The sequence below is a fragment of the Ruegeria sp. AP12 genome (genome assembly GCF_056540025.1).
Map to the genome: position 1 here is coordinate 1,129,391 of NZ_JBQFVZ010000001.1, position 20,803 is coordinate 1,150,193.

The window sequence follows — 20,803 nt, forward strand, 5'->3', positions numbered from 1 at the left end:
GCGCCAACATTCGCCGATGCCAACCCTGCACAGAGATTGGCAAAGTTTTGCCGGACACTTCGAGAGGCGCTTGATCGGTACATCCAGCGGATCCACCCACCCATCATGGAAGCCTGAGGGCAAGCCAGCGCCGTTATCATCATTACAACTTAGCTTTTGTTTTTTAACAATATTTAATCAAAAGTTTAGGCTTTGTTTACACATTTACCCAACGGAAAGAAATTTTTTGACAAACAAATTCAAGGATTACGGCAATTTATTTCATTATTTTCTGAACCCGGCCATACTGCGATCGGGGAGGAATGGGATCGACTTTGCCCGATCTTGGGGAAAGAAATGACCCAGTGAAATCCAGTCCAGAGGGAGGAGCCTCAAAAATGACCACCGCTGCCCAGGCAGATGCCAAGACTTATCCGCCATCCGCAGAAACCGTCGCACGTGCGCATGTCGATGCTGCGAAATATGACGCGATGTATGCAGCTTCGATCAGCGACCCTGACGCGTTTTGGGCCGAACAGGGCAAGCGCGTTGACTGGATCAAGTCTTTCTCTCAGGTCAAAGACGTCGATTACAGCTTTGGCTCGGTCAAGATCAACTGGTATGCCGATGGTACGCTGAACGTCTCGGCCAATTGTCTGGACCGTCATCTGGAGACGCGTGGAGATCAGACAGCGATCATCTGGGAACCGGATGATCCAAACGACCCTGCCCAGCACATCACCTATGCCGAGTTGCACCGCCGCACCTGCCGGATGGCGAATATTCTGGAATCACTGGGTGTGCGCAAAGGCGATCGCGTGGTGATCTACCTGCCGATGATCCCCGAGGCGGCCTATGCCATGCTGGCCTGCGCGCGGATTGGTGCAATCCATTCCATCGTTTTCGCCGGATTCTCGCCCGACGCGCTGGCGGCGCGGATCAACGGCTGCGATGCCAAGGTTGTCATCACCGCCGACGAAGCGCCGCGTGGAGGGCGCAAGACGCCACTGAAATCGAACGCGGACGCGGCCCTGTTGCACTGTAAGGACACGGTGAAATGTCTTGTCGTCAAGCGCACCGGAGGTCAGACCACGTGGATCGATGGACGCGACTATGATTACAATGAGATGGCCTTGGAGGCAGACGACTATTGCGCGCCCGCCGAGATGAGCGCCGAGGATCCTCTGTTCATTCTCTATACCTCCGGTTCGACCGGACAACCGAAAGGCGTTGTGCACACCACCGGCGGCTATCTGGTTTACGCCGCCATGACGCACGAGATCACGTTCGATTATCACGAAGGCGACGTGTACTGGTGTACGGCGGACGTGGGCTGGGTGACCGGCCACAGCTATATCGTCTACGGCCCGCTGGCCAATGGCGCGACCACGCTGATGTTCGAAGGTGTGCCGACCTATCCGGATGCCAGCCGCTTCTGGCAGGTTTGCGAAAAGCACAAGGTCAACCAGTTCTACACCGCGCCGACTGCAATCCGCGCCCTGATGGGTCAGGGCAACGAGTTTGTCGAGAAATGCGACCTGAGCGATCTACGCACACTGGGTACCGTGGGTGAGCCGATCAACCCCGAAGCCTGGAACTGGTACAACGACGTTGTCGGCAAGGGCAAATGCCCCATCGTGGATACATGGTGGCAGACCGAAACCGGCGGTCACCTGATGACCCCCCTGCCCGGCGCACATGCGATGAAGCCCGGTTCGGCGATGAAGCCGTTCTTTGGCATCCAGCCCGTGGTTCTGGACCCCCAATCCGGTGTCGAGATCGAAGGCAACGGCGTCGAAGGCGTTCTGTGCATCAAAGACAGTTGGCCCGGTCAGATGCGCACCGTCTGGGGTGATCATGAGCGGTTCGAGAAGACCTATTTCTCGGACTACAAAGGCTATTACTTCACTGGTGACGGCTGCCGTCGCGACGAAGATGGCGACTACTGGATCACCGGCCGTGTGGATGACGTGATCAACGTATCCGGTCACCGCATGGGCACGGCCGAGGTGGAAAGCGCTCTGGTCGCGCATGCCGCTGTGGCCGAGGCCGCCGTTGTGGGCTATCCCCATGAAATCAAAGGACAAGGCATCTATTGTTATGTCACTTTGATGAATGATCGCGAACCTTCGGATGATCTGCTGAAAGAGTTGCGCACATGGGTTCGGACCGAGATCGGCCCGATTGCCTCGCCCGATGTAATCCAGTGGGCCCCGGGCCTGCCCAAGACCCGTTCAGGCAAAATCATGCGCCGTATCCTGCGCAAGATTGCCGAGAACGACTTTGGCAGCCTGGGCGATACGTCGACACTCGCCGATCCTTCGGTTGTCGAAGACCTGATCGAAAACCGCGCGAATAAGTGAGGATGTGATGGACGCTGCCACGACCATATCCCCCGCTGTTCTGATCCTTCTCGGCCCTCCGGGCGCCGGGAAGGGTACGCAGGCCCGGATGCTTGAGGACAAATTCGGCCTCGTTCAACTCAGCACGGGCGATCTTTTGCGCGCCGCCGTGGCCGCAGGCACCGAGGCCGGTAATGCGGCAAAAGCAGTAATGGAGGCTGGTGATCTGGTCAGTGACGAGATCGTCATCGCCATCCTGCGCGACCGTATGGCCGAGCCCGATTGCGCCAAGGGCGTTATCCTAGACGGCTTCCCCCGCACAACCGTTCAGGCCGAGGCTTTGGATGGGTTGCTGGCGGAAAGCGACCAGAAGATCAGCGCCGCAATCAGCCTTGAGGTTGAGGACGCCGAAATGGTGATCCGGATCTCGGGCCGCTACACCTGTGCAGGCTGTGGCGAAGGCTATCACGACCGGTTCAAACAGCCCGCCGTTGAAGGCACCTGCGACAATTGCGGCGGCACCGAGTTCAAGCGTCGCGCGGATGACAACGCGGAAACGGTGGCTTCGCGCCTGACCGCCTATCACGCGCAGACCGCACCGCTGATCAGCTACTACGAAACCCAAGGCGTGCTGAAACGTACAAACGCCATGGGCCAGATTGAGGACATCGCGCGCGACCTGGAGGTGATCGTCAGCGACGCGATGAAGTAAGGGGAGGAGAAAGGCCGCAAGGCTTTGATCCCACAACAGAATACTTCAATGAACCGCCCTGGCGGAACAGAGAAGTTATGCCGGACGTCACGGGGCGTTTGGAAACATCGAGAAGCGGCCCGCAGCACTGGAGGAGTTGGGCAACGGGTCGCCCAACGAGGAAGCGAAGGAGGAAACCGCAATGGCGGATCAATCTACAAACTCCGCGCAGACTGCCGAAGCCGATAAGGGCTATTGGCAGGCCAACCTGCGCCTCATCTACATCAGCCTCGCGATTTGGGCGCTGGTGTCGTTTGGATTCGGCATTCTGCTGCGTCCGCTGCTGTCCGGCATTTCTGTTGGCGGCACCGATCTGGGCTTTTGGTTCGCCCAGCAGGGATCGATCCTGGTCTTTCTGGTGCTGATCTTCAACTACGCCTGGCGCATGAACAAGCTGGACGCCGAATACGGCGTGGATGAAGAGTAAGGGAGAGCGGGGATAATGGATCAGTTTACCATCAACCTGCTGTTTGTTGGCGCATCCTTCGCGCTATACATCGGCATCGCGATCTGGGCCCGCGCGGGTTCCACATCTGAATTCTACGCCGCCGGTCGCGGCGTTCACCCGGTCACCAACGGTATGGCAACAGCGGCAGACTGGATGTCTGCGGCCTCGTTCATCTCGATGGCGGGCCTTATTGCCTTTACCGGCTATGACAACTCGACCTTCCTGATGGGTTGGACCGGTGGCTACGTGCTGCTGGCTCTGCTGCTTGCGCCCTACCTGCGTAAGTTCGGCAAATACACCGTCTCGGAATTCATCGGCGACCGTTTCTACAGCCAGACCGCACGTGTCGTTGCGGTTGTCTGTCTGATCGTTGCGTCAGTGACCTACGTGATCGGTCAGATGACCGGCGTGGGCGTGGCCTTTGGCCGCTTCCTCGAGGTTGACAACACTACCGGCCTGCTGATCGGTGCCGCTGTTGTGTTTGCCTACGCGGTGTTTGGTGGGATGAAGGGCGTGACCTACACTCAGGTCGCTCAGTACTGCGTGCTGATCACCGCCTACACCATCCCGGCCATCTTCATCTCGCTGCAGCTGACAGGCACGCCGATCCCGGCGCTGGGTCTGTTTGGCGATACCGCAAGCGGTGAGCCGCTGCTGACCAAGCTGGACGCGATCGTGACCGAGCTGGGCTTTAACGAGTACACGGCCCACCACTCGAACACGCTGAACATGGTGCTGTTCACGCTGTCGCTGATGATCGGTACCGCCGGTCTGCCGCACGTGATCATGCGCTTCTTCACCGTGCCGAAAGTGTCTGACGCACGTTGGTCCGCTGGCTGGACGCTGGTCTTCATCGCTCTGCTGTATCTGACTGCCCCTGCGGTTGGTGCTATGGCGCGTCTGAACATCAGTGACATGATGTGGCCCAATGGCGGCATCGAAGGCGGAGCCGTGTCGGTCGAGGAAATCAACAACGATCCGCGCTATGACTGGATGGCCACATGGCAGAAAACCGGTCTGCTGGATTGGGAAGACAAGAACGGCGACGGCAAGATCCAGTACTACAACGATGCCAATGCAGATATGCAGGCACTCGCTGAAGAAAAAGGCTGGGTCGGAAACGAGCTGACCAAGTTCAACCGCGACATCCTGGTTCTGGCGAACCCGGAGATTGCCAACCTGCCAGGTTGGGTTGTGGGTCTGGTTGCTGCCGGTGGTCTGGCCGCTGCCCTGTCCACGGCTGCGGGTCTGTTGCTGGCGATCTCGTCGGCGGTGTCCCACGACCTTGTCAAAGGTGCGATCAACCCGTCGATCTCTGAAAAGGGTGAACTTCTGGCGGCGCGGATCGCAATGGCCGTGGCTATCGTGGTCGCAACATGGCTGGGTCTGAACCCACCGGGCTTTGCGGCGCAAACCGTGGCCTTGGCCTTTGGTCTGGCGGCAGCCTCGATCTTCCCGGCGCTGATGATGGGGATCTTCTCGACCCGCATCAACAACACCGGCGCGGTTGCTGGCATGATGGCTGGTCTGGTTGTGACCCTGGTCTACATCTTCCTGCACAAGGGCTGGCTGTTCATTCCGGGTACCAACTCGTTCACCGATGCTGACCCGCTGCTGGGTCCGATCAAGTCGACCTCGTTCGGCGCAATCGGTGCGATGATCAACTTCGGCGTAGCTTACATCGTTGCCGGTATGACCAAAGAGACTCCGCAGGAGATCAAAGATCTGGTCGAAAGCGTTCGCATTCCCCGTGGTGCTGGCGCAGCTCAGAATAAATGAGCATGATGCGGTGCATGGATAACCTCTATGTGCCGCGTCTTTCGACTTACTGTTCCCGCCCGGCATTCCACCGGGCGGGATTTTTACTCAGACCACCCGGAGGTATCTGATGCCCCTGTCCCACGACCAGATCACCCGGTTTCTGAAATCCGTTCACCCCTATGACGCGCTTCCCGACTCGGTGCTGGCGGATATCGCCCAGCAGATCGAGGTGTGGGAGGTCGACGAGGACTCGGAAGTCTACGATCTGGGCCATACCCTGCCCGGCGTATTTCTGATCTACGAAGGTCAGGTCGAAATATCCGATGAAAACGGCGCTGTGGTTTCGCAACTTGGGCTGCGAAATTCCTTTGGCGAGCGCGGGCTGCTGAAGGACGGCAAGGCAGCCACCAAAGCGCGGGCGCATTCGCCATCTGTGCTGATCGTTCTGCCGCCTGATCTGGTGCGCGAGCTGATCGACGGGCACGAAATCGTATCGAAATTCTTTGACCGGTCGCGCGGCGACCGGGCCGGGCCGCAAAGCCTTGCGACCAGTGCCATCGACACGCTGATGGCGCATAACCCGGCCACCTGCCCCCCTGCGACGCCGGTGCAAGACGCAGCGCGCATCATGCGTGACAAGCGCATTTCATCCCTCTGCGTGACGGATGCCGATGGCTTGGTGGGAATTGCCACGCTGCGGGATATCTCGGGCAAATACGTGGCGGACGCGCTTCCGGCGGATACCCCGGTCTCGCAGATCATGACGCCGAACCCCACGACGCTTTCGCCTTCGGACATCGGATCGGATGTGCTGCATGTGATGATGGAGCGTGGTATCGGCCATATCCCGATTTGCGAAGGGGGACGTCTGGTCGGGATCGTAACGCAAACGGATCTGACCCACTATCAGGCCGTCAATTCGGCGGAGCTGGTGCGCCGCATCGCCAATGCCAACAACGCCGAGGACATGGCCAAGGTCACGGCAGAGATCCCACAGCTTCTGGTGCAGCTTGTGGCCGGGGGTAACCGGCACGAGATCGTGACAAGGCTGATCACCGATATTGCCGACACAGCCACAAGACGGCTGTTGGCGCTGGCCGAGGAAAAACTGGGCCCACCACCTGTTCCTTACCTGTGGCTGGCCTGCGGTTCACAAGGGCGGCAGGAACAGACAGGCGTGTCCGATCAGGACAATTGCCTGATGTTGGATGACAGCGCCTCCGACACCGATATGCCATATTTTCAATCGCTTGCGAAGTTCGTCTCGGACGGGCTGGACGTATGCGGATATTTCTATTGCCCCGGCGACATGATGGCGACCAATCCGCGCTGGTGCCAGCCTGTGCGGGTCTGGCGCGAATATTTCGGCGGCTGGATTACCAAACCCAACCCCGAGGCGCAGATGCTGGCCTCGGTCATGTTTGACCTTCGCCCCATCGGCGGCGCGTTCGAGCTGTTTGCCGATTTGCACGCCAACACGCTGAAAGCGGCCAGTTCGAACTCGATCTTTGTGGCGCATATGATCTCGAACTCGCTGAAGCATACTCCGCCGCTGGGCTTGCTGCGCGGGTTTGCCACGATCCGGTCAGGCGAGCATCGCAACACATTGGATCTGAAGCATAACGGCGTCGTGCCCGTGGTCGATCTGGCCCGGATTTACACCTTGCAAGGGCAATTGACCGAGGCAAACACCCGCGCGCGCCTTAAAGCTGCCGAGGCGGCAGGTGTTCTCAGCCCGTCTGGGGCGCGGGACCTATTGGATGCCTATGACCTGATCGCAGAAACCCGGCTGGAACATCAGGTCCGGATTGTGAAAGCTGGACGGGAACCGGATAATTACCTGCCGCCCTCGGACCTGTCGGATTTTGAGCGCAGCCATTTGCGGGACGCGTTTGTTGTCATCAAGACGATGCAATCGGCTGTGGGTCACGGCAAGGGGATGCTAGGCTAAACCTGCGCCTGTGTCGCACAAGGGATCGCCTTCGGCGACCGTATTTGGAACGAGAAGAAGGGGCGTGTCGCGCCCGAAAACTGGAGGAACCGCATGTTTCTGGAATTGATCGGCACAATATTCGCGGGTTTTGCATTCGCCGGGATCGTGATGGTGCTGAACAAACTGACGGGCGGTCTGTTGCCGCGTTGGGCCACTCCGGTCGCGGCAGGTTTGGGGATGATCGGGATGACGATCGCCAGCGAGTATTCCTGGTATGATCGCACCCGGGACACTCTGCCCGACAGTCTGGCGGTGATCCAAGAGGTCGAAAGCCGCGCGTTTTATCGTCCCTGGACCTATGCGGTGCCCTTCGTGGACCGGTTCGCCGCGATTGATACGGTCTCCGTGAAGACCAACGATCAGGTGCCAGATCAGCGTCTGGTCGATCTGTATTTCTTTGGCCGCTGGTCACCGGTCTCCAAACTGCCCGTCGCCGTGAACTGCGCCGAATATCGCCGTGCGAGCCTGGCGGATGGGGCCGAATTTGGCGATGACGGTCAGTTGCTGAACGCCGACTGGATCACAGCCGAGACCGGCGACCCGATTATCGAGGCAACCTGCGGAGTGTAACCATGCTGACCCGCCTCAGCCTTCGGATCCGGATTTTTCTGTTCTTCTGCCTTCTTGCCGCTGGCGGGGTGGTCGTCAGCACCGTTGCGCTGTGGGTCAGCTATGCCCGCGCAGACATGCCGGAATTGTTGGATGCCTTTGTCTTCTCGGGCCTGTTGATCGGGTTTGGGTTGCTGGCGCTTATCGCGGGGGTTTGGCTGTTGTTCGACGACAACGTCGCCAAGCCCATTGAGCGCCTCTCGGCTGAATTACGGGCCCGCGCGCATGCCGGGGTCAGCACCGATATGGATGTTGATGCGGCGAAATATCTGGGTGATCTGGCCCCTGCCGCTGCGGGCTTGGCGGATCAGCTATCCGACAAAACCCTGAATATCGCCGAGGCAGTCGCCGCCGAAACCGCCAATCTGGCCGCGGAAAAGCAACGCCTGACCGCGTTGTTGACCGAAATCCCGGTGGCCATGCTGCTGTCCAGCCCATCGCACAAGATCGTTCTTTATGACGCGCAGGCGGCAGAGGTTTTGGCGCAGATCGCACACCCACGCCTCAACGCGTCCCTGTTCGAATACCTCAATCCCGAGCCGCTGGAAAAAGCTTATGCCCGATTGACCAAGACCGGCATGGATGTCGAATGCACCCTGATCAGCATTGACGGCAATCAAAGCTATCAGGCTCGTATGAAGCCTTTGGGCGATGCGCCGGGCTATATGCTGATCTTCGACGACAGCGCCGCGCGGATTGCGCCTGAGGCCGCCCGCCCCCTGGTTTATGACTTCGACCTGCTGACCACGGCTGCAGAGGAATCGTTCGAGCAGCGCGCCCTGTCGGATTTGTGCTTCGTCGTCTTTGATACCGAAACCACCGGCCTTTTGCCGCACAAGGATGAAATCGTTCAGATCGGCGCAGTGCGTGTCATCAAAGGGCGCATCGTTGAGGGTGAGCAGTTGGACATGCTGGTCGATCCGGGCATCCCGATCCCCGCAGCCTCGACCAAAGTGCACAAGGTCAGCGACCACATGGTTCAGGGCGCGCCGGATATCGCGCAGGCCGGACGGGTGTTTCATCAATTCGCCCGCGACGCCGTGATCGTGGCGCATAACGCGCCGTTCGACATGGCCTTTTTGCGCCGTCATGCGAAACGCATGGATGTCGAATGGGATCACCCCATTCTGGACACCGTTCTGCTGTCGGCGGTCCTGTTTGGGGCCAGCGAAACGCATACGCTGGACGCTGTGTGTGACCGGCTGGACGTCACCATCCCCGAGGCGCTGCGCCACACCGCCCTTGGGGACGCCGTCGCAACGGCCGAGGCCTTGGTCAGGATGCTGCCGATGTTGCAGGCAAGGCAGATGACCACGTTTGGCGCGGTTATTGCCGAGACACGCAAACATGGGCGTCTTCTGGAAGACCTCAACTGATCGGGAAATATGCGCGCGACATTAAGCTTTTGATGGACAAACCAGATGGCGCGTGGCACCTCAGGCGCGCCGGAACCAAGAGCGTGCAATGACCGAAAACACATTCACCCCCAGCCCCGAACAAAGCACCGCCTTTCGCGAGGCATTGGGCTGCTTCGGAACGGGTGTCACGGTCGTAACAACGCACACGGAAAACGGCCCGCGGGCGATCACCGTGAACTCTTTTGCCTCGGTCTCGCTGGATCCGCCTTTGGTGCTTTGGTGTCTTGCCAAGGATTCATACCGTTTCAACGCCTTCAACGGGTGCCAGCACTATGCAATCCACGTCATGGCACAGGAACAGCAGGACGCCGCGCTGAAATTCGCGCGCGACGGCACCGATTTCTCTCATGCCAAATGGGAACTGGATGCGGCCGGTCGCCCACAACTGGCCGAGTGTCTGGCCCGGTTCGACTGCCAGCTTCATGCCAAACACGAGGCCGGGGATCATCTGATCCTTGTCGGTCAGGTGGAGCAGGTGATGTACCGCACCGGCAAGGGCCTGATCTTCAAGCGCGGTCAGTTCGGCGGCTTTGTCGACAACGTTTAATCGTCTAGCGACCCATGAACCGCCAGCGCCTCTAGCTGGGTTTCTTGCGGCGTGATCACGCGGAACGCCTCGTGCACGCCGCTTTCGGTCAGCTCACGCGCCACGGTCAGCAGGGTGTTCGGCGCGTGCTCATCGCACAGTTCCGACATATGCTCGATTTCCGCCTGCGCCACGCCCAGCGCATCCTCGACCGATGGCGCGCCATAGAACTGCACGAAATGCTCGGCCAGGTTTTGGATGATCTGATCTTTTTCCGCCGCTTCGATCTGGGTCACCGCAACAAATGTCACGCGCCCGAAGGTCTCTAACCCCAACCAGCCATTGGCGAAGGCCTGCCGGGATTTCCCTTCCAGATCGCCCTGCCCCCAGTTCGAGAATTCGAACCCGCCCGAGATGCACCATTCGCCGGTCCGTGCGGGGGAATGAAACACATTCATGTCGCTTTCATCGAAATGGATCGCACGGGCGAGTTTCATCAGGTCGTCTCCAATAATTCTGTCAGCGGGCGCAAGTGGGTGTCATCGCCGTCCCGGATCAGCATACCGAACCGCTCATCCGTGCCCAGAAAGACGCCCCGGTCGGCCAGCGGTTCCCCGACGCCACGCAGAAGACCCAGCCATTCGCCGTGCAATGGCGCGTTGCCGTCCTCTTGCCAGCGGTTGAGCCATGTCAGCATATGCCGTGACCAGCTTTCCACCAGTTGGGTTGCAGATACGTCGGCGCAGCCTTCGTCATACAGCGCAGTGATGTCCGGAGTGTTCCCCGGTGCATCGCTGGTTTGCAGCAGCGCCAGTTCCCATCCGATCACCAGCCAGTCGGGCATCTGATCCGGGTCTGTGGTCGAGGCTGCGACGTGGAACTGTCCACATTTCGCGCCATTCACGCAGATCAGCCCGTCCCAACCAAGATGCACGGCCACTTCGGGCGGGGCCAGCGCGCCCAGCGCATTCTGGAACCCCACAGCGCACAACGGCAGCATCGCCATGGCATCCTGCAATGGCACCTCGGGCGCGAAGACGATGGCCACGCGCAAGCGGTCGGCCTGAATGTTGTAGACCACCGACCCTGCATCACAGCCCAGCGCCGCCATGGCCTGCGCCTTCTCAAACGGGTCTTCCCCGCCCTGCGCAGGATGGCCCGTCAGCAGCGGAGGGAAGACCGGTTCGGTCATGCGTTCCCCTTGGCAATCATGTCGCGGGCGATCTTGCGGAACGCTTCGGCCTGCGGGCTGTCGGGCTTGGTGACGACGATGGGCGCGCCTCCGTCAGCGGCCAGACGGATGTCCAGATGCAGCGGAATTTCACCCAGCAGCGGGACGCCCAGCGCCTCGGCCTCTGCGGTGACACCGCCATGGCCAAAGATATGCTCCTCATGCCCGCAATTGGTACAGATATGGGTCGACATATTCTCGATCATGCCCACGATGGGCGTTTTGAGCTGATTGAACATGTCGATCCCTTTGCGGGCGTCGATCAGGGCCACATCCTGCGGGGTCGAGACGACAATAGCGCCGTCCACCTGGAACTTCTGGCTCAGCGTCAGTTGCACGTCGCCAGTGCCGGGTGGCAGATCGACGATCAGCACGTCCAGCGCACCCCATTGCACCTGGCTCATCATCTGTTGCAGCGCGCCCATCAGCATGGGTCCGCGCCAGACAACCGCCTGCCCTTCGTTGGTCATCAGACCCATCGACATCATGGTGACGCCATGGTTGCGCAGCGGCAGGATCGTCTTGCCATCCGGGCTGGCCGGACGGCCCGAGACACCCAGCATCCGGGGCTGCGACGGGCCATAAACATCCGCATCCAGCAGACCCACGCGCCGACCCTCGGCCGCCAAGGCGCAGGCGAGGTTGGCCGAGACGGTGGACTTACCCACCCCACCCTTGCCCGAGGCAACGGCGATGATCCGATCCACACCCGGAACCGCCTGCGGCCCGGTTTGCGAGGGTTTGGGCTTGGGCTTCAGATCCGGCGGGGCCTTGTCGGAATGCGCGGTCAACATGGCCGAGACCCTGGCGACACCGTCCACCATCTGCGCGGCGTGTTCGGCAGCGGCGCGCACAGGTTCCATGCGTTCGGCCTGCTTGGGATCGATCTCGAGCACAAACCGCACGGTGTCACCTTCGACATTCAGCGCGCGCACGACACCGGCGCTGACGATATCCTGACCGGACACCGGGTCGGTGATCTTTTTCAGGTTTGCAAGAACCGCGTCACGGACACTCATGCCTTCATCCCCTTACCCTGCATCGCATGGTTGCTTTTCATTGCATGTGTCTCCGTCTTTCTTCGTTCATTTGACGCATTTGCCAATTGGCCGTTAGGTTTGGCCATGCGCTTTGTCCTGTTGTGCCTCAGCCTGACGCTCACCGCCACCCCTTCCGGGTCGCAAGAGGCCATCGGCCTTGCCGCCCCGCCCGAGGTTTCAGACACGGGCCTTTTGCAACATATTCTTCCGCGCTTTTCACTCAAGACCGGGATACGCGTTATTGCCGCAGAAGACGGTGTTATGACGCTGTCGGCTGAACCCGGCGGCGATCCGGTCTTTGCCCGCGATACGGTGATCTATCATCTGAGCATTCAGGACGACCCGCGCCAGTCCCGGTTCCGTGACTGGTTGCTGTCGGACATTGGCAAGCGCACGGTCGAGAGTTTTGCACCGGATCAAGGTGCGCCGTTCAGCGCCAGTTTCGAAGTTGTCACTACCGACGATACCCCGACCACCGATGGTGACACTGCATTGGGCGAGGAACTGTCGATGACCCATTGCGGCAGGTGCCATGTGATCGGCCCTCAGAACCGGATGAACGGCCTGGGCTCGACCCCGTCTTTTGCGGTGTTGCGCACCCTGCCCGACTGGTCCGAACGGTTTCAGGCCTTCTTTGCGCTGAACCCGCACCCGGCCTTTACGCAGATCGATGGATTGACGCCGCCGTTCGACCCGTCGCGCCCCTCGCCCATTCATCCGGTTGAAATGACGCTGGACGATCTTGAGGCCATCCTTGCCTTTGTCTCGGTCATCGATGCGGCGGATCTGGGCGCGCCGCTGCAGCATCAATGATCCTTCCGTTTTGAGAAATAGTCGTCCGTCGTGACCACCCGAGGTTTCGGGTTGGACTGGAACGGATTGTCCTGGATCTTGAACTGCGCATTCACCCGGCAATTGTCACACATCTGGATCATTCGCGCCTGCTCGGACGAGGCAAACATCGGATGCGTGCCTGAAAGTTTCTCCATGATGCGCTCGACCGTTGACTTCACCCCGAACAACGCACCGCATTCCACGCAGGCAAACGGCTCTTCTTCGTTCAACACCTGCTGGGACAGGGCCGCATCGCTCAGGTCAAGTTGCGGCACCAAAGCAATTGCATCTTCCGGGCAGATATTCCGGCAAAGGCCGCATTGCAGGCAGGCGTCCTGCTGGAAGTTCAGTTGCGGTTTGTCCGGGTTGTCGATCAATGCCCCCGATGGGCAAAGCGACACACAGCTGAGACACAAGGTGCAGGCGTCGGTGTTCACCGCAACTGCCCCATATGGCGCACCTTCCGGCAGTGACAAAGGCGCGTCGGCTTCTGGGTTCAGGGCCTGCGCAGCCAACCGGGTGATTTGCCGACGGTTGCCCAAGGGCAGAACCGGATCGGCCAGCGGTGTCGGAACCTCTTGCGCGTAAAGCTGATCCGACACGGTGTCCGGGTCAGCCTCATCAATTAGTCCCAATGCGCCATCTCCGGCTATGGCTTTCGCCAGTTCAAGCTCTTGGTCCAGCGCGTCCCGCTCGGTTGTGGGGGCAAGCAGTATATCGACCCGCGCAAAGCCATGGGCCAGGGCGGCCAGCATTTCTGCATGGCCAAAGCCTGAAATCACGCTCAACTCCATCGGGATCACGTTAGCGGGCAGACCCCGGCCAAAGCGCGCGGCCAGACGGATCATCTCGGCCCCGTGGGCATCATGCACCAGCAGGCGCGGCGCTGCACCTCCGGCCCGGCGGTAAGTGCGGGCCAGAACATGCATCCGGGACAGGATCGCCGACACGGGCGGGTCCTCATAGGTAATCGCGGTCGAGGGGCACAGGGCGGCGCAAGCCCCGCAACCCGCGCAGATCATCGGGTCAATCGCAACATGCTCACCCGCCGGGGTGATTGCGCCAGTCGGGCAGATGTCGAGGCAATTGGTGCACGCAACCTGTTCGGCGCGGGAATGAGCACACAGGGTTTCCTCCAACCGGACATATAGCGGCTTTTCGAAGGTCCCCACCAACTGCGCGGCGTCAAAGGCCAGACGGGCAACCGCCACCGGATCGCGCGGGTCAGCGCGCAGATACCCTTCGCGCTTGGTCGGGGCCTGAACCAAGGCCGTGCCGCCGGTCAGGTCAATCAGGATATCGCATGCGGATTTCGCACCATCGCGGGGATCTGACCATGTGAAGGCCCCGCGCCCACCCGGTTCGACCTGCTGAACCTGATCGATCTGCAGCGAGAATCCCCCCAAGGCACCAGTGACCGAACGCACTTGCCCGCGCACCACATCAAAAGCGCGGCTGAAGGGAACACTGTCCTCGGACGTCAAAACCGTGACCGCCAAGGTACCGGACAGACGTTCCGCCAATTCAAACGCAGCCTCGGCGGGGCCAATGATGCAGCATGTCCCTTCGCTGATCACATCCACGCTGGGTGTGATTGGCAAGGGCACCAACACCTCGGCGGCCAACGCGGCCATCTTGGGCGCAGCGTCCCGGGCCTGATCCGACCAACCCGCGCGGTCCCTCAGGTCTACAAAGGCGGGTATGTCGACCTCAAGATCCCCGGCCAGATCGCGGAACACTTCCTGCTCTTGCCCGCAGGCGATCAGAACCGGATCATCGCCTTTCATGAACTCGGCCACCACGCCAAGCTCGCGGGTGCACAGGGCTGTGTGGGTTCTGGAACACTCGACTTCGCAGGCAGAGCCTATCCGGTCGGCGTCAACGGGCTGTGACCCTTCGCAGTCACATAGGATGAGTTTGGTGGCCATGTCCCTCCCCCGGACAGCTTCCTTACTTGTCTACATTAGATGGTATCCTGCCGCTGGCAATCCAGCCCCTGCGCGCAGGCAGCGGCAAGTTGTTGGATAATTCGGAAATCCCCTTGTTTTCCGACTGAATCGGTCGGAATTTCACATGTTAAATTCTAGGTGATCACGCCCGTTTTCACGTGATTGAGACTTGGCATGATAGCGCTATGTGTACCATAGTAGACGCTAGGTAAGGCAGGGGAGAGCCTTACGGGGAGGAGCCAGTGGCCAAGGCCGCAAGCCGTATCGAAATGCCTGTTGGCGTCGTTGTGCGCAAAACACCCGGTGTGACCCGCTGGGCCAAGTGGAACTGGCGCGCTGTCGCGGCGCTGCCCGGAGCGGGCCCAGCCGATTGGCTGGAGTTGCGGCGCGAAGGCGAGGCGGTTGAATATCACGCCGCCACCCTGCCCCTGACCTTGTGGGCAGATGAGACCGAGGCTTACATGGTCAACCTGTCTGACGGTCAGCCGTCGATCTATCTGGTTCTGCGCGATGCTTTGGACGGGAAACGCCCGATGGATGCGGTGCTGATCACCGCCTCGCCCTTCGAAGGTCAGGATTACGCCGATACCGGCGAAGAGATCGTCGAAAAAATCCCGATGACAGACGGACTGATCGCCTGGATGCGGGACTTTACCCTTGAACATCACCGCGATGAGGTTTTCGTCAAACGCCGTCGCGACAAGAAACGGACCGATCTGGTTGAAGACGGCAAGGGCGACGCGCGGATCCGGCAGGACTCGGACGTCTACCGCGCCCCGCGGAGGGTTGTGCAATGACCCAAGTCCGCGATTTCTGGTCCCGCCGCAAAGCTGCCGTTCAGGCCGAAGCCGAGGCCGAAGTGATTGCGGCAGAAGAACAGGCTATCGCAGCACAGCACACCGAACTGGAAGAAAAGACCGACGCCGAGATATTGGCTGAGTTCAACCTGCCCGACCCGGATCATTTGCAGGCGGGCGACGATGTGTCGGGCTTCATGGCCAAGGCGGTGCCGGACCGGCTGCGTCGTCGTGCGCTACGTCGGTTATGGCGGCTGAACCCGGTGCTGGCCAATGTGGATGGGCTGGTCGATTACGGCGAGGATTACACGGACGCCGCCTGCGTCATCGAGAACCTCCAGACAGCGTATCAGGTTGGCAAAGGCATGCTGGCGCATGTTGAAGCACTAGCTGCGGAGGCAGAGGAAGAAACGCCGCAAGACCTGGCTGAGCCACCTGAGATCGAACAGGAACCGGCTTTGGATCAAGACCCTCCCGAACCAGTTTTGGTAGCCGCCGCCCACGAGCCGGAAGAGGCCGAACTGCCCCCTTCCCCGCGCCGTATGAGATTTGAATTCGAAGGATAACGCATGACCGCAGATAACGCGCAGACCATAGACATCTCAGCCGAAGATCGGCTGCGCGCGGATTTCTACAATTTTCTGGGTCTGCTGCTGGCTGGCCCGCCCGATCAGTTGCTTTTGGACCAGATGGCAGGCCTAAGCGGCGATGACACCGACCTGGGTCAGGCCATTCAGGCGATGGCGCGGGTGGCAAAAGTCACCAAACCCGCTGCCGCCGAGCGTGAGTTCAACGCGCTGTTCATTGGACTGGGTCGTGGAGAATTGCTGCCTTACGCAAGTTTCTACTTGACTGGGTTCCTGAACGAAAAACCCCTCGCGCAGCTTCGCAACGACATGGCCGCGCGTGGGATCACACGGGCGCAGAATGTGTTCGAGCCCGAGGACAACATCGCCTCAATGATGGAGATGATGGCGGGCATGATCGTAGGCCGCTTTGGCTCACCCGCCACGCTGGAAGACCAAAAAGCGTTCTGGAACAAACATATCGGCCCCTGGGCCGCACATTTCTATTCGGATTTGGAAGCCGCCGAAGCGTCGGTTCTCTATGCCTCGGTCGGCACAGCCGGTCGGGTGTTCATGGAGATCGAACGCGAGGCATTCCGAATGACGACAGCGTGATGCGCTGTCACTCGCCAGCGCCCCGTTTGGCGCTAGATCGCAACTGGGACAGGAGGAGCCCATGAGCAAGACCAAGGAAGAAGGCACCACGCGCCGGAACTTCCTCAAACTGGCCGGAACCGCAGCACCCGCTGCCGTCGCCGCCGCCAGCCTGAGCGGTCAGGCCGAAGCAGCCGAGCTGCCAACGGATGAGACCCGCATGCAGGACACCGCGCACACCCGCGCATATTTCGAAAGCACGCGCTTTTGAGCGACGATGAAAGCACCCGGTTCTAGGATCGGACGCTTTCACCATCCGACTGACGGTTGCGATTGGCCCTGACGTCGGCATCACCAGCACCAAGCCAGCCATGGCTTACATGGCCAGCAAGGGAGGAAACCAATGTTAAGGAAAAAGACCAACGGGGTTGCGAGACGCCCCCAGCGGACAAGTATCCTGTCCCAGGTCGGCGAGAAAACCGTCGATCGCCGCGCATTTCTGCGTGGCTCGGGCCTGACGATCGGTGGCCTAGCCGCGATCAGCGCCACAGGTGGAACCGTGACGCAAGCCAGCGCCCAAACAGCGGCCAACACCGCCGTTGAGAATATCAAGTCCGTATGCACCCACTGCTCGGTCGGCTGTACGGTCGTTGCCGAAGTTCAGAACGGTGTCTGGGTCGGGCAGGAACCTGGCTGGGATAGCCCGTTCAACTTGGGTGCACACTGCGCCAAGGGGGCCTCGGTCCGCGAGCACGCCCATGGTGAACGCCGCCTGAAGTATCCGATGAAAAAGGAAGGCGGCGAGTGGAAGCGCATCAGCTGGGAACAGGCGATCGACGAGATCGGCGACGGCATGATGAACATCCGCGCCGAATCCGGGCCGGACAGCGTGTACTGGCTGGGCTCGGCCAAACACAATAACGAACAGGCCTATCTGTTCCGCAAGTTCGCCGCCTACTGGGGCACGAACAACGTGGACCATCAGGCCCGTATCTGCCACTCGACCACCGTTGCGGGTGTTGCGAATACATGGGGCTACGGCGCCATGACCAATTCGTATAACGACATCCACAATTCACGGGCCATCTTCATCATCGGCGGCAACCCGGCCGAGGCGCACCCCGTCTCGCTGCTGCATGTTCTGCGCGCGAAAGAGCAGAACAACGCCCCGCTGATCGTCTGCGACCCGCGCTTTACGCGCACCGCGGCCCACGCGGATGAATATGTCCGCTTCCGTCCCGGCACAGACGTTGCGCTGATCTGGGGTATCCTGTGGCACATCTTCGATAACGGTTGGGAGGACAAAGAGTTCATCCGCACCCGTGTCTGGGGTATGGATCAGATCCGCACCGAAGTTGCCAACTGGAACCCGGAAGAGACCGAGCGTGTGACCGGTGTTCCCGGCTCGCAGCTCAAGCGCGTTGCCAGGACCATGGTCAACAACCGCCCCGGCACCGTGATCTGGTGTATGGGTGGGACGCAGCACACCAACGGCAACAACAACACCCGCGCCTATTGCGTGCTTCAGCTTGCGCTGGGCAACATGGGCACCTCGGGTGGTGGCACCAACATCTTCCGCGGCCATGACAACGTGCAGGGCGCAACGGACCTTGGTGTTCTGTCCCATACCCTGCCCGGCTATTACGGCCTGTCCGCAGGGGCATGGGGCCATTGGAGCCGCGTCTGGGGTGAGGATCTGGATTGGCTGAAAGGTCAGTTCGCCACGATCAAGGACAAGGAAGGCAAGGACAAGCCGCTGATGAATGAGCGCGGCATCCCGGTCTCTCGCTGGATCGACGGTGTTCTGGAAGACCCGGCCAACATGGATCAGGACAACAATGTCCGCGCTATGGTTCTGTGGGGCCACGCGCCCAACTCGCAGACCCGGATGACGGAAATGAAAACGGCGATGGAGAAGCTGGACATGCTGGTCGTGATCGACCCGTATCCCACCGTCTCGGCCGTTCTGCATGACCGCACTGATGGCGTGTACCTGCTGCCCGCCTGTACGCAGTTCGAAACCCGTGGTTCTGTCACGGCCTCGAACCGATCGCTTCAGTGGCGCGACAAGGTGGTGGATCCGCTGTTCGAAAGCCTGCCGGACGAGGTCATCATGGCCAAGTTCGCCAACAAGTTCGGCTGGGCGGACCGTCTGTTCCGCAATATCGAGATGGAGGATGCCGAGACCCCCAACGTTGAAAGCATCACGCGTGAGTTCAACGCAGGCCTCTGGACCATCGGCTATACTGGTCAGTCGCCGGAGCGTCTGAAAAGCCATATGGCCAACCAGCACACGTTCGACAGAACCACGCTGCAAGCCATTGGTGGGCCAAACGACGGCGAGTATTACGGACTGCCATGGCCCTGCTGGGGCACGGCCGAGATGGGTCATACGGGGACACCGAACCTCTATGATATGTCCAAGCCGGTGGCCGAAGGTGGCCTGACTTTCCGCGCTCGTTTCGGGGTGGAACGCGATGGTGACAACCTGCTGGCCGAAGGGGTCTATAGCGTCGGATCGGAAATTCAGGATGGTTATCCCGAATTCACGATGCAAATGCTGATGGACCTTGGCTGGGACGGTGACCTGACGGCTGAGGAACGCGCAGCCATTGACGCTGTTGCGGGGCCAGAGACCAACTGGAAAACCGACCTGTCCGGCGGCATCCAGCGGGTCGCAATCGAGCATGGCTGTGCACCCTTCGGGAACGCCAAAGCCCGCGCGGTTGTATGGACCTTCCCGGATCCGATCCCACTGCATCGCGAGCCGCTGTATACCAACCGGCGCGATCTGGTGGAGGACTATCCGACCTACGAAGACCGGCACGCGTATCGCCTGCCCACCCTTTATACTTCGATCCAAAAGAACGACTTTTCAAAGGATTACCCAATAATCCTAACGTCAGGTCGTCTGGTCGAATATGAAGGCGGCGGCGATGAGACACGGTCGAACCCGTGGCTGGCCGAGCTTCAGCAGGACATGTTCGTCGAGATCAATCCACGCGATGCCAACAACCTTGGCATTCGTGACGGATCACAGGTCTGGGTCGAAGGTCCTGAGGGTGGCAAGGTCAAGGTGATGGCGATGCTGACCAACAGGGTCGGTGCCGGTGTCGCCTTCATGCCGTTCCACTTTGGTGGCCATTTCCAGGGCGAGGACCAGCGGCACAAATACCCCGCCGGTGCAGACCCATATGTGCTGGGTGAAAGTACCAACACCGCCCAGACCTATGGCTACGATTCAGTGACCCAGATGCAGGAGACCAAAGCGACTCTCTGCAAAATCTGGTCAGCGTAAGGGAGGAGAAGAGAAAAATGGCAGCAAGAGCAAAATTTCTCTGCGACGCCGAACGCTGCATCGAGTGCAATGCCTGCGTCACCGCGTGTAAGAACGAACACGAGGTGCCGTGGGGCGTGAACCGCCGCAGGGTGGTGACGATCAATGACGGTGACCCGGGCGAACGCTCGATCTCGGTGGCCTGTATGCATTGCTCGGATGCGCCCTGCATGGCGGTGTGCCCGGTCGACTGCTTCTATCAGAACGAAGAAGGGGTTGTCCTGCACTCCAAGGACCTGTGCATTGGCTGTGGTTATTGCTTCTACGCGTGCCCGTTCGGCGCGCCACAATACCCGCAGGCGGGCAACTTCGGATCGCGCGGCAAGATGGACAAATGTACCTTCTGCGCCGGTGGTCCCGAGGAAACGCACTCGACCGCAGAGTTCGCCAAATACGGTCGCAACCGGATCGCCGAGGGCAAACTGCCCATCTGCGCCGAGATGTGTTCCACCAAGGCCCTGCTTGCCGGTGACGGCGACGTGGTCTCGGCCATCTACCGCGAGCGCGTCGTCGCGCGCGGGTTTGGTTCGGGCGCATGGGGTTGGGGCACGGCCTACGACCAGAAAGACGGATAAACCGTCTGCATCAAACTCAGGTGACCCGCCCGCGCGGGTCGCCTGCTTTGGAA

At 60.3% G+C, this 20,803-nt stretch carries 19 protein-coding genes; 15 read left to right on the plus strand and 4 right to left on the minus strand.

Annotated elements, in window-relative coordinates; translation table 11 throughout:
• Positions 1-377 precede the first annotated feature (377 nt).
• From acs to ACR0E6_RS05685, 8 genes are all read left to right on the plus strand, one after another.
• Positions 378-2,342 (plus strand): acetate--CoA ligase, encoded by a 1,965-nt coding sequence (acs, locus tag ACR0E6_RS05650; RefSeq protein ID WP_480581515.1) that lies wholly within the window; start codon positions 378-380, stop codon positions 2,340-2,342.
• Between the two features lie 7 nt (positions 2,343-2,349).
• Positions 2,350-3,033, plus strand: a complete 684-nt coding sequence (locus ACR0E6_RS05655) for an adenylate kinase (protein ID WP_480581517.1) — start codon at positions 2,350-2,352, stop codon at positions 3,031-3,033.
• A gap of 181 nt (positions 3,034-3,214) precedes the next feature.
• Positions 3,215-3,499, plus strand: coding sequence for a DUF4212 domain-containing protein (locus tag ACR0E6_RS05660; protein WP_170451294.1), 285 nt, complete (start codon positions 3,215-3,217; stop codon positions 3,497-3,499).
• A gap of 15 nt (positions 3,500-3,514) precedes the next feature.
• Entirely contained in the window at positions 3,515-5,299 is a 1,785-nt protein-coding gene (locus ACR0E6_RS05665; RefSeq protein ID WP_480581519.1) for a sodium:solute symporter family protein, read from the plus strand.
• Between the two features lie 109 nt (positions 5,300-5,408).
• A complete protein-coding gene (locus ACR0E6_RS05670) occupies positions 5,409-7,232 on the plus strand; it encodes a DUF294 nucleotidyltransferase-like domain-containing protein (protein WP_480581521.1) in 1,824 nt (607 codons plus the stop codon).
• A gap of 93 nt (positions 7,233-7,325) precedes the next feature.
• Positions 7,326-7,844 (plus strand): hypothetical protein, encoded by a 519-nt coding sequence (locus tag ACR0E6_RS05675; RefSeq protein ID WP_170451300.1) that lies wholly within the window; start codon positions 7,326-7,328, stop codon positions 7,842-7,844.
• A gap of 2 nt (positions 7,845-7,846) precedes the next feature.
• Positions 7,847-9,259 carry a 3'-5' exonuclease gene (locus ACR0E6_RS05680; protein ID WP_480581523.1) on the plus strand — a complete coding sequence of 471 codons (1,413 nt, stop codon included), beginning with the start codon at positions 7,847-7,849 and terminating at the stop codon, positions 9,257-9,259.
• 88 nt (positions 9,260-9,347) lie between these two features.
• Entirely contained in the window at positions 9,348-9,848 is a 501-nt protein-coding gene (locus ACR0E6_RS05685; protein WP_170621669.1) for a flavin reductase family protein, read from the plus strand.
• Here the strand turns inward: ACR0E6_RS05685 and ACR0E6_RS05690 are convergent.
• From ACR0E6_RS05690 to ACR0E6_RS05700, 3 genes are read right to left on the minus strand one after another with little or no spacing between them, the layout of a single operon-like run.
• A complete protein-coding gene (locus tag ACR0E6_RS05690; protein ID WP_170621668.1) occupies positions 9,845-10,324 on the minus strand; it encodes a DUF6505 family protein in 480 nt (159 codons plus the stop codon). The two genes, ACR0E6_RS05685 and ACR0E6_RS05690, sit on opposite strands and share 4 nt — an antisense overlap.
• Positions 10,324-11,019: a biotin/lipoate--protein ligase family protein gene (locus tag ACR0E6_RS05695; protein WP_480581526.1), complete on the minus strand. Its 696-nt coding sequence runs from the start codon at positions 11,017-11,019 to the stop codon at positions 10,324-10,326. Before ACR0E6_RS05695 ends, ACR0E6_RS05690 begins: the two co-directional genes overlap by 1 nt.
• Entirely contained in the window at positions 11,016-12,077 is a 1,062-nt protein-coding gene (locus tag ACR0E6_RS05700; RefSeq protein WP_480581528.1) for an Mrp/NBP35 family ATP-binding protein, read from the minus strand. The genes ACR0E6_RS05695 and ACR0E6_RS05700 overlap by 4 nt, the downstream gene beginning before the upstream one ends.
• Positions 12,078-12,182: 105 nt before the next feature.
• Between ACR0E6_RS05700 and ACR0E6_RS05705 the strand changes: the two genes are divergently transcribed.
• Positions 12,183-12,911, plus strand: a complete 729-nt coding sequence (locus ACR0E6_RS05705) for a c-type cytochrome (RefSeq protein WP_480581530.1) — start codon at positions 12,183-12,185, stop codon at positions 12,909-12,911.
• Here the strand turns inward: ACR0E6_RS05705 and ACR0E6_RS05710 are convergent.
• Positions 12,905-14,860, minus strand: coding sequence for a 4Fe-4S binding protein (locus tag ACR0E6_RS05710; RefSeq protein WP_480581532.1), 1,956 nt, complete (start codon positions 14,858-14,860; stop codon positions 12,905-12,907). The genes ACR0E6_RS05705 and ACR0E6_RS05710 overlap by 7 nt on opposite strands.
• A 263-nt stretch (positions 14,861-15,123) precedes the next feature.
• Here ACR0E6_RS05710 and ACR0E6_RS05715 point away from each other — a divergent pair, with 263 nt between their 5' ends.
• From ACR0E6_RS05715 to fdh3B, 6 genes are all read left to right on the plus strand, one after another.
• Positions 15,124-15,678: a DUF3305 domain-containing protein gene (locus tag ACR0E6_RS05715; RefSeq protein WP_170630211.1), complete on the plus strand. Its 555-nt coding sequence runs from the start codon at positions 15,124-15,126 to the stop codon at positions 15,676-15,678.
• The gene (locus ACR0E6_RS05720; RefSeq protein ID WP_170734577.1) at positions 15,675-16,244 is read left to right on the plus strand and encodes a DUF3306 domain-containing protein; all 570 of its coding nucleotides are present in this window, start codon (positions 15,675-15,677) and stop codon (positions 16,242-16,244) included. The genes ACR0E6_RS05715 and ACR0E6_RS05720 overlap by 4 nt, the downstream gene beginning before the upstream one ends.
• Before the next feature lie 3 nt (positions 16,245-16,247).
• Positions 16,248-16,859: a TorD/DmsD family molecular chaperone gene (locus tag ACR0E6_RS05725; RefSeq protein WP_480581535.1), complete on the plus strand. Its 612-nt coding sequence runs from the start codon at positions 16,248-16,250 to the stop codon at positions 16,857-16,859.
• 61 nt (positions 16,860-16,920) lie between these two features.
• A complete protein-coding gene (locus ACR0E6_RS05730; protein ID WP_170451315.1) occupies positions 16,921-17,109 on the plus strand; it encodes a twin-arginine translocation signal domain-containing protein in 189 nt (62 codons plus the stop codon).
• Positions 17,110-17,241: 132 nt separating this feature from the next.
• On the plus strand, positions 17,242-20,136 hold the full coding sequence (locus ACR0E6_RS05735) for a formate dehydrogenase subunit alpha (RefSeq protein WP_480581537.1): 2,895 nt from the start codon (positions 17,242-17,244) through the stop codon (positions 20,134-20,136).
• A gap of 17 nt (positions 20,137-20,153) precedes the next feature.
• The gene (gene fdh3B, locus ACR0E6_RS05740; RefSeq protein ID WP_039530246.1) at positions 20,154-20,750 is read left to right on the plus strand and encodes a formate dehydrogenase FDH3 subunit beta; all 597 of its coding nucleotides are present in this window, start codon (positions 20,154-20,156) and stop codon (positions 20,748-20,750) included.
• The last annotated feature ends 53 nt before the right edge of the window (positions 20,751-20,803 follow it).

What these genes read in the sequence shown, in the direction of transcription:
- ACR0E6_RS05655 (WP_480581517.1), top strand. Translation starts at nt 2,350, where the DNA reads ATGGACGCTGCCACGACCATATCCCCCGCTGTTCTGATCCTTCTCGGC.
- ACR0E6_RS05675 (WP_170451300.1), top strand. Translation starts at nt 7,326, where the DNA reads ATGTTTCTGGAATTGATCGGCACAATATTCGCGGGTTTTGCATTCGCC.
- ACR0E6_RS05700 (WP_480581528.1), bottom strand. Translation starts at nt 12,077, where the DNA reads ATGAGTGTCCGTGACGCGGTTCTTGCAAACCTGAAAAAGATCACCGAC.
- ACR0E6_RS05720 (WP_170734577.1), top strand. Translation starts at nt 15,675, where the DNA reads ATGACCCAAGTCCGCGATTTCTGGTCCCGCCGCAAAGCTGCCGTTCAG.
- ACR0E6_RS05690 (WP_170621668.1), bottom strand. Translation starts at nt 10,324, where the DNA reads ATGAAACTCGCCCGTGCGATCCATTTCGATGAAAGCGACATGAATGTG.
- ACR0E6_RS05705 (WP_480581530.1), top strand. Translation starts at nt 12,183, where the DNA reads ATGCGCTTTGTCCTGTTGTGCCTCAGCCTGACGCTCACCGCCACCCCT.
- ACR0E6_RS05665 (WP_480581519.1), top strand. Translation starts at nt 3,515, where the DNA reads ATGGATCAGTTTACCATCAACCTGCTGTTTGTTGGCGCATCCTTCGCG.
- ACR0E6_RS05695 (WP_480581526.1), bottom strand. Translation starts at nt 11,019, where the DNA reads ATGACCGAACCGGTCTTCCCTCCGCTGCTGACGGGCCATCCTGCGCAG.
- ACR0E6_RS05725 (WP_480581535.1), top strand. Translation starts at nt 16,248, where the DNA reads ATGACCGCAGATAACGCGCAGACCATAGACATCTCAGCCGAAGATCGG.
- ACR0E6_RS05735 (WP_480581537.1), top strand. Translation starts at nt 17,242, where the DNA reads ATGTTAAGGAAAAAGACCAACGGGGTTGCGAGACGCCCCCAGCGGACA.
- ACR0E6_RS05680 (WP_480581523.1), top strand. Translation starts at nt 7,847, where the DNA reads ATGCTGACCCGCCTCAGCCTTCGGATCCGGATTTTTCTGTTCTTCTGC.
- acs (WP_480581515.1), top strand. Translation starts at nt 378, where the DNA reads ATGACCACCGCTGCCCAGGCAGATGCCAAGACTTATCCGCCATCCGCA.
- ACR0E6_RS05670 (WP_480581521.1), top strand. Translation starts at nt 5,409, where the DNA reads ATGCCCCTGTCCCACGACCAGATCACCCGGTTTCTGAAATCCGTTCAC.
- fdh3B (WP_039530246.1), top strand. Translation starts at nt 20,154, where the DNA reads ATGGCAGCAAGAGCAAAATTTCTCTGCGACGCCGAACGCTGCATCGAG.
- ACR0E6_RS05660 (WP_170451294.1), top strand. Translation starts at nt 3,215, where the DNA reads ATGGCGGATCAATCTACAAACTCCGCGCAGACTGCCGAAGCCGATAAG.
- ACR0E6_RS05730 (WP_170451315.1), top strand. Translation starts at nt 16,921, where the DNA reads ATGAGCAAGACCAAGGAAGAAGGCACCACGCGCCGGAACTTCCTCAAA.
- ACR0E6_RS05710 (WP_480581532.1), bottom strand. Translation starts at nt 14,860, where the DNA reads ATGGCCACCAAACTCATCCTATGTGACTGCGAAGGGTCACAGCCCGTT.
- ACR0E6_RS05685 (WP_170621669.1), top strand. Translation starts at nt 9,348, where the DNA reads ATGACCGAAAACACATTCACCCCCAGCCCCGAACAAAGCACCGCCTTT.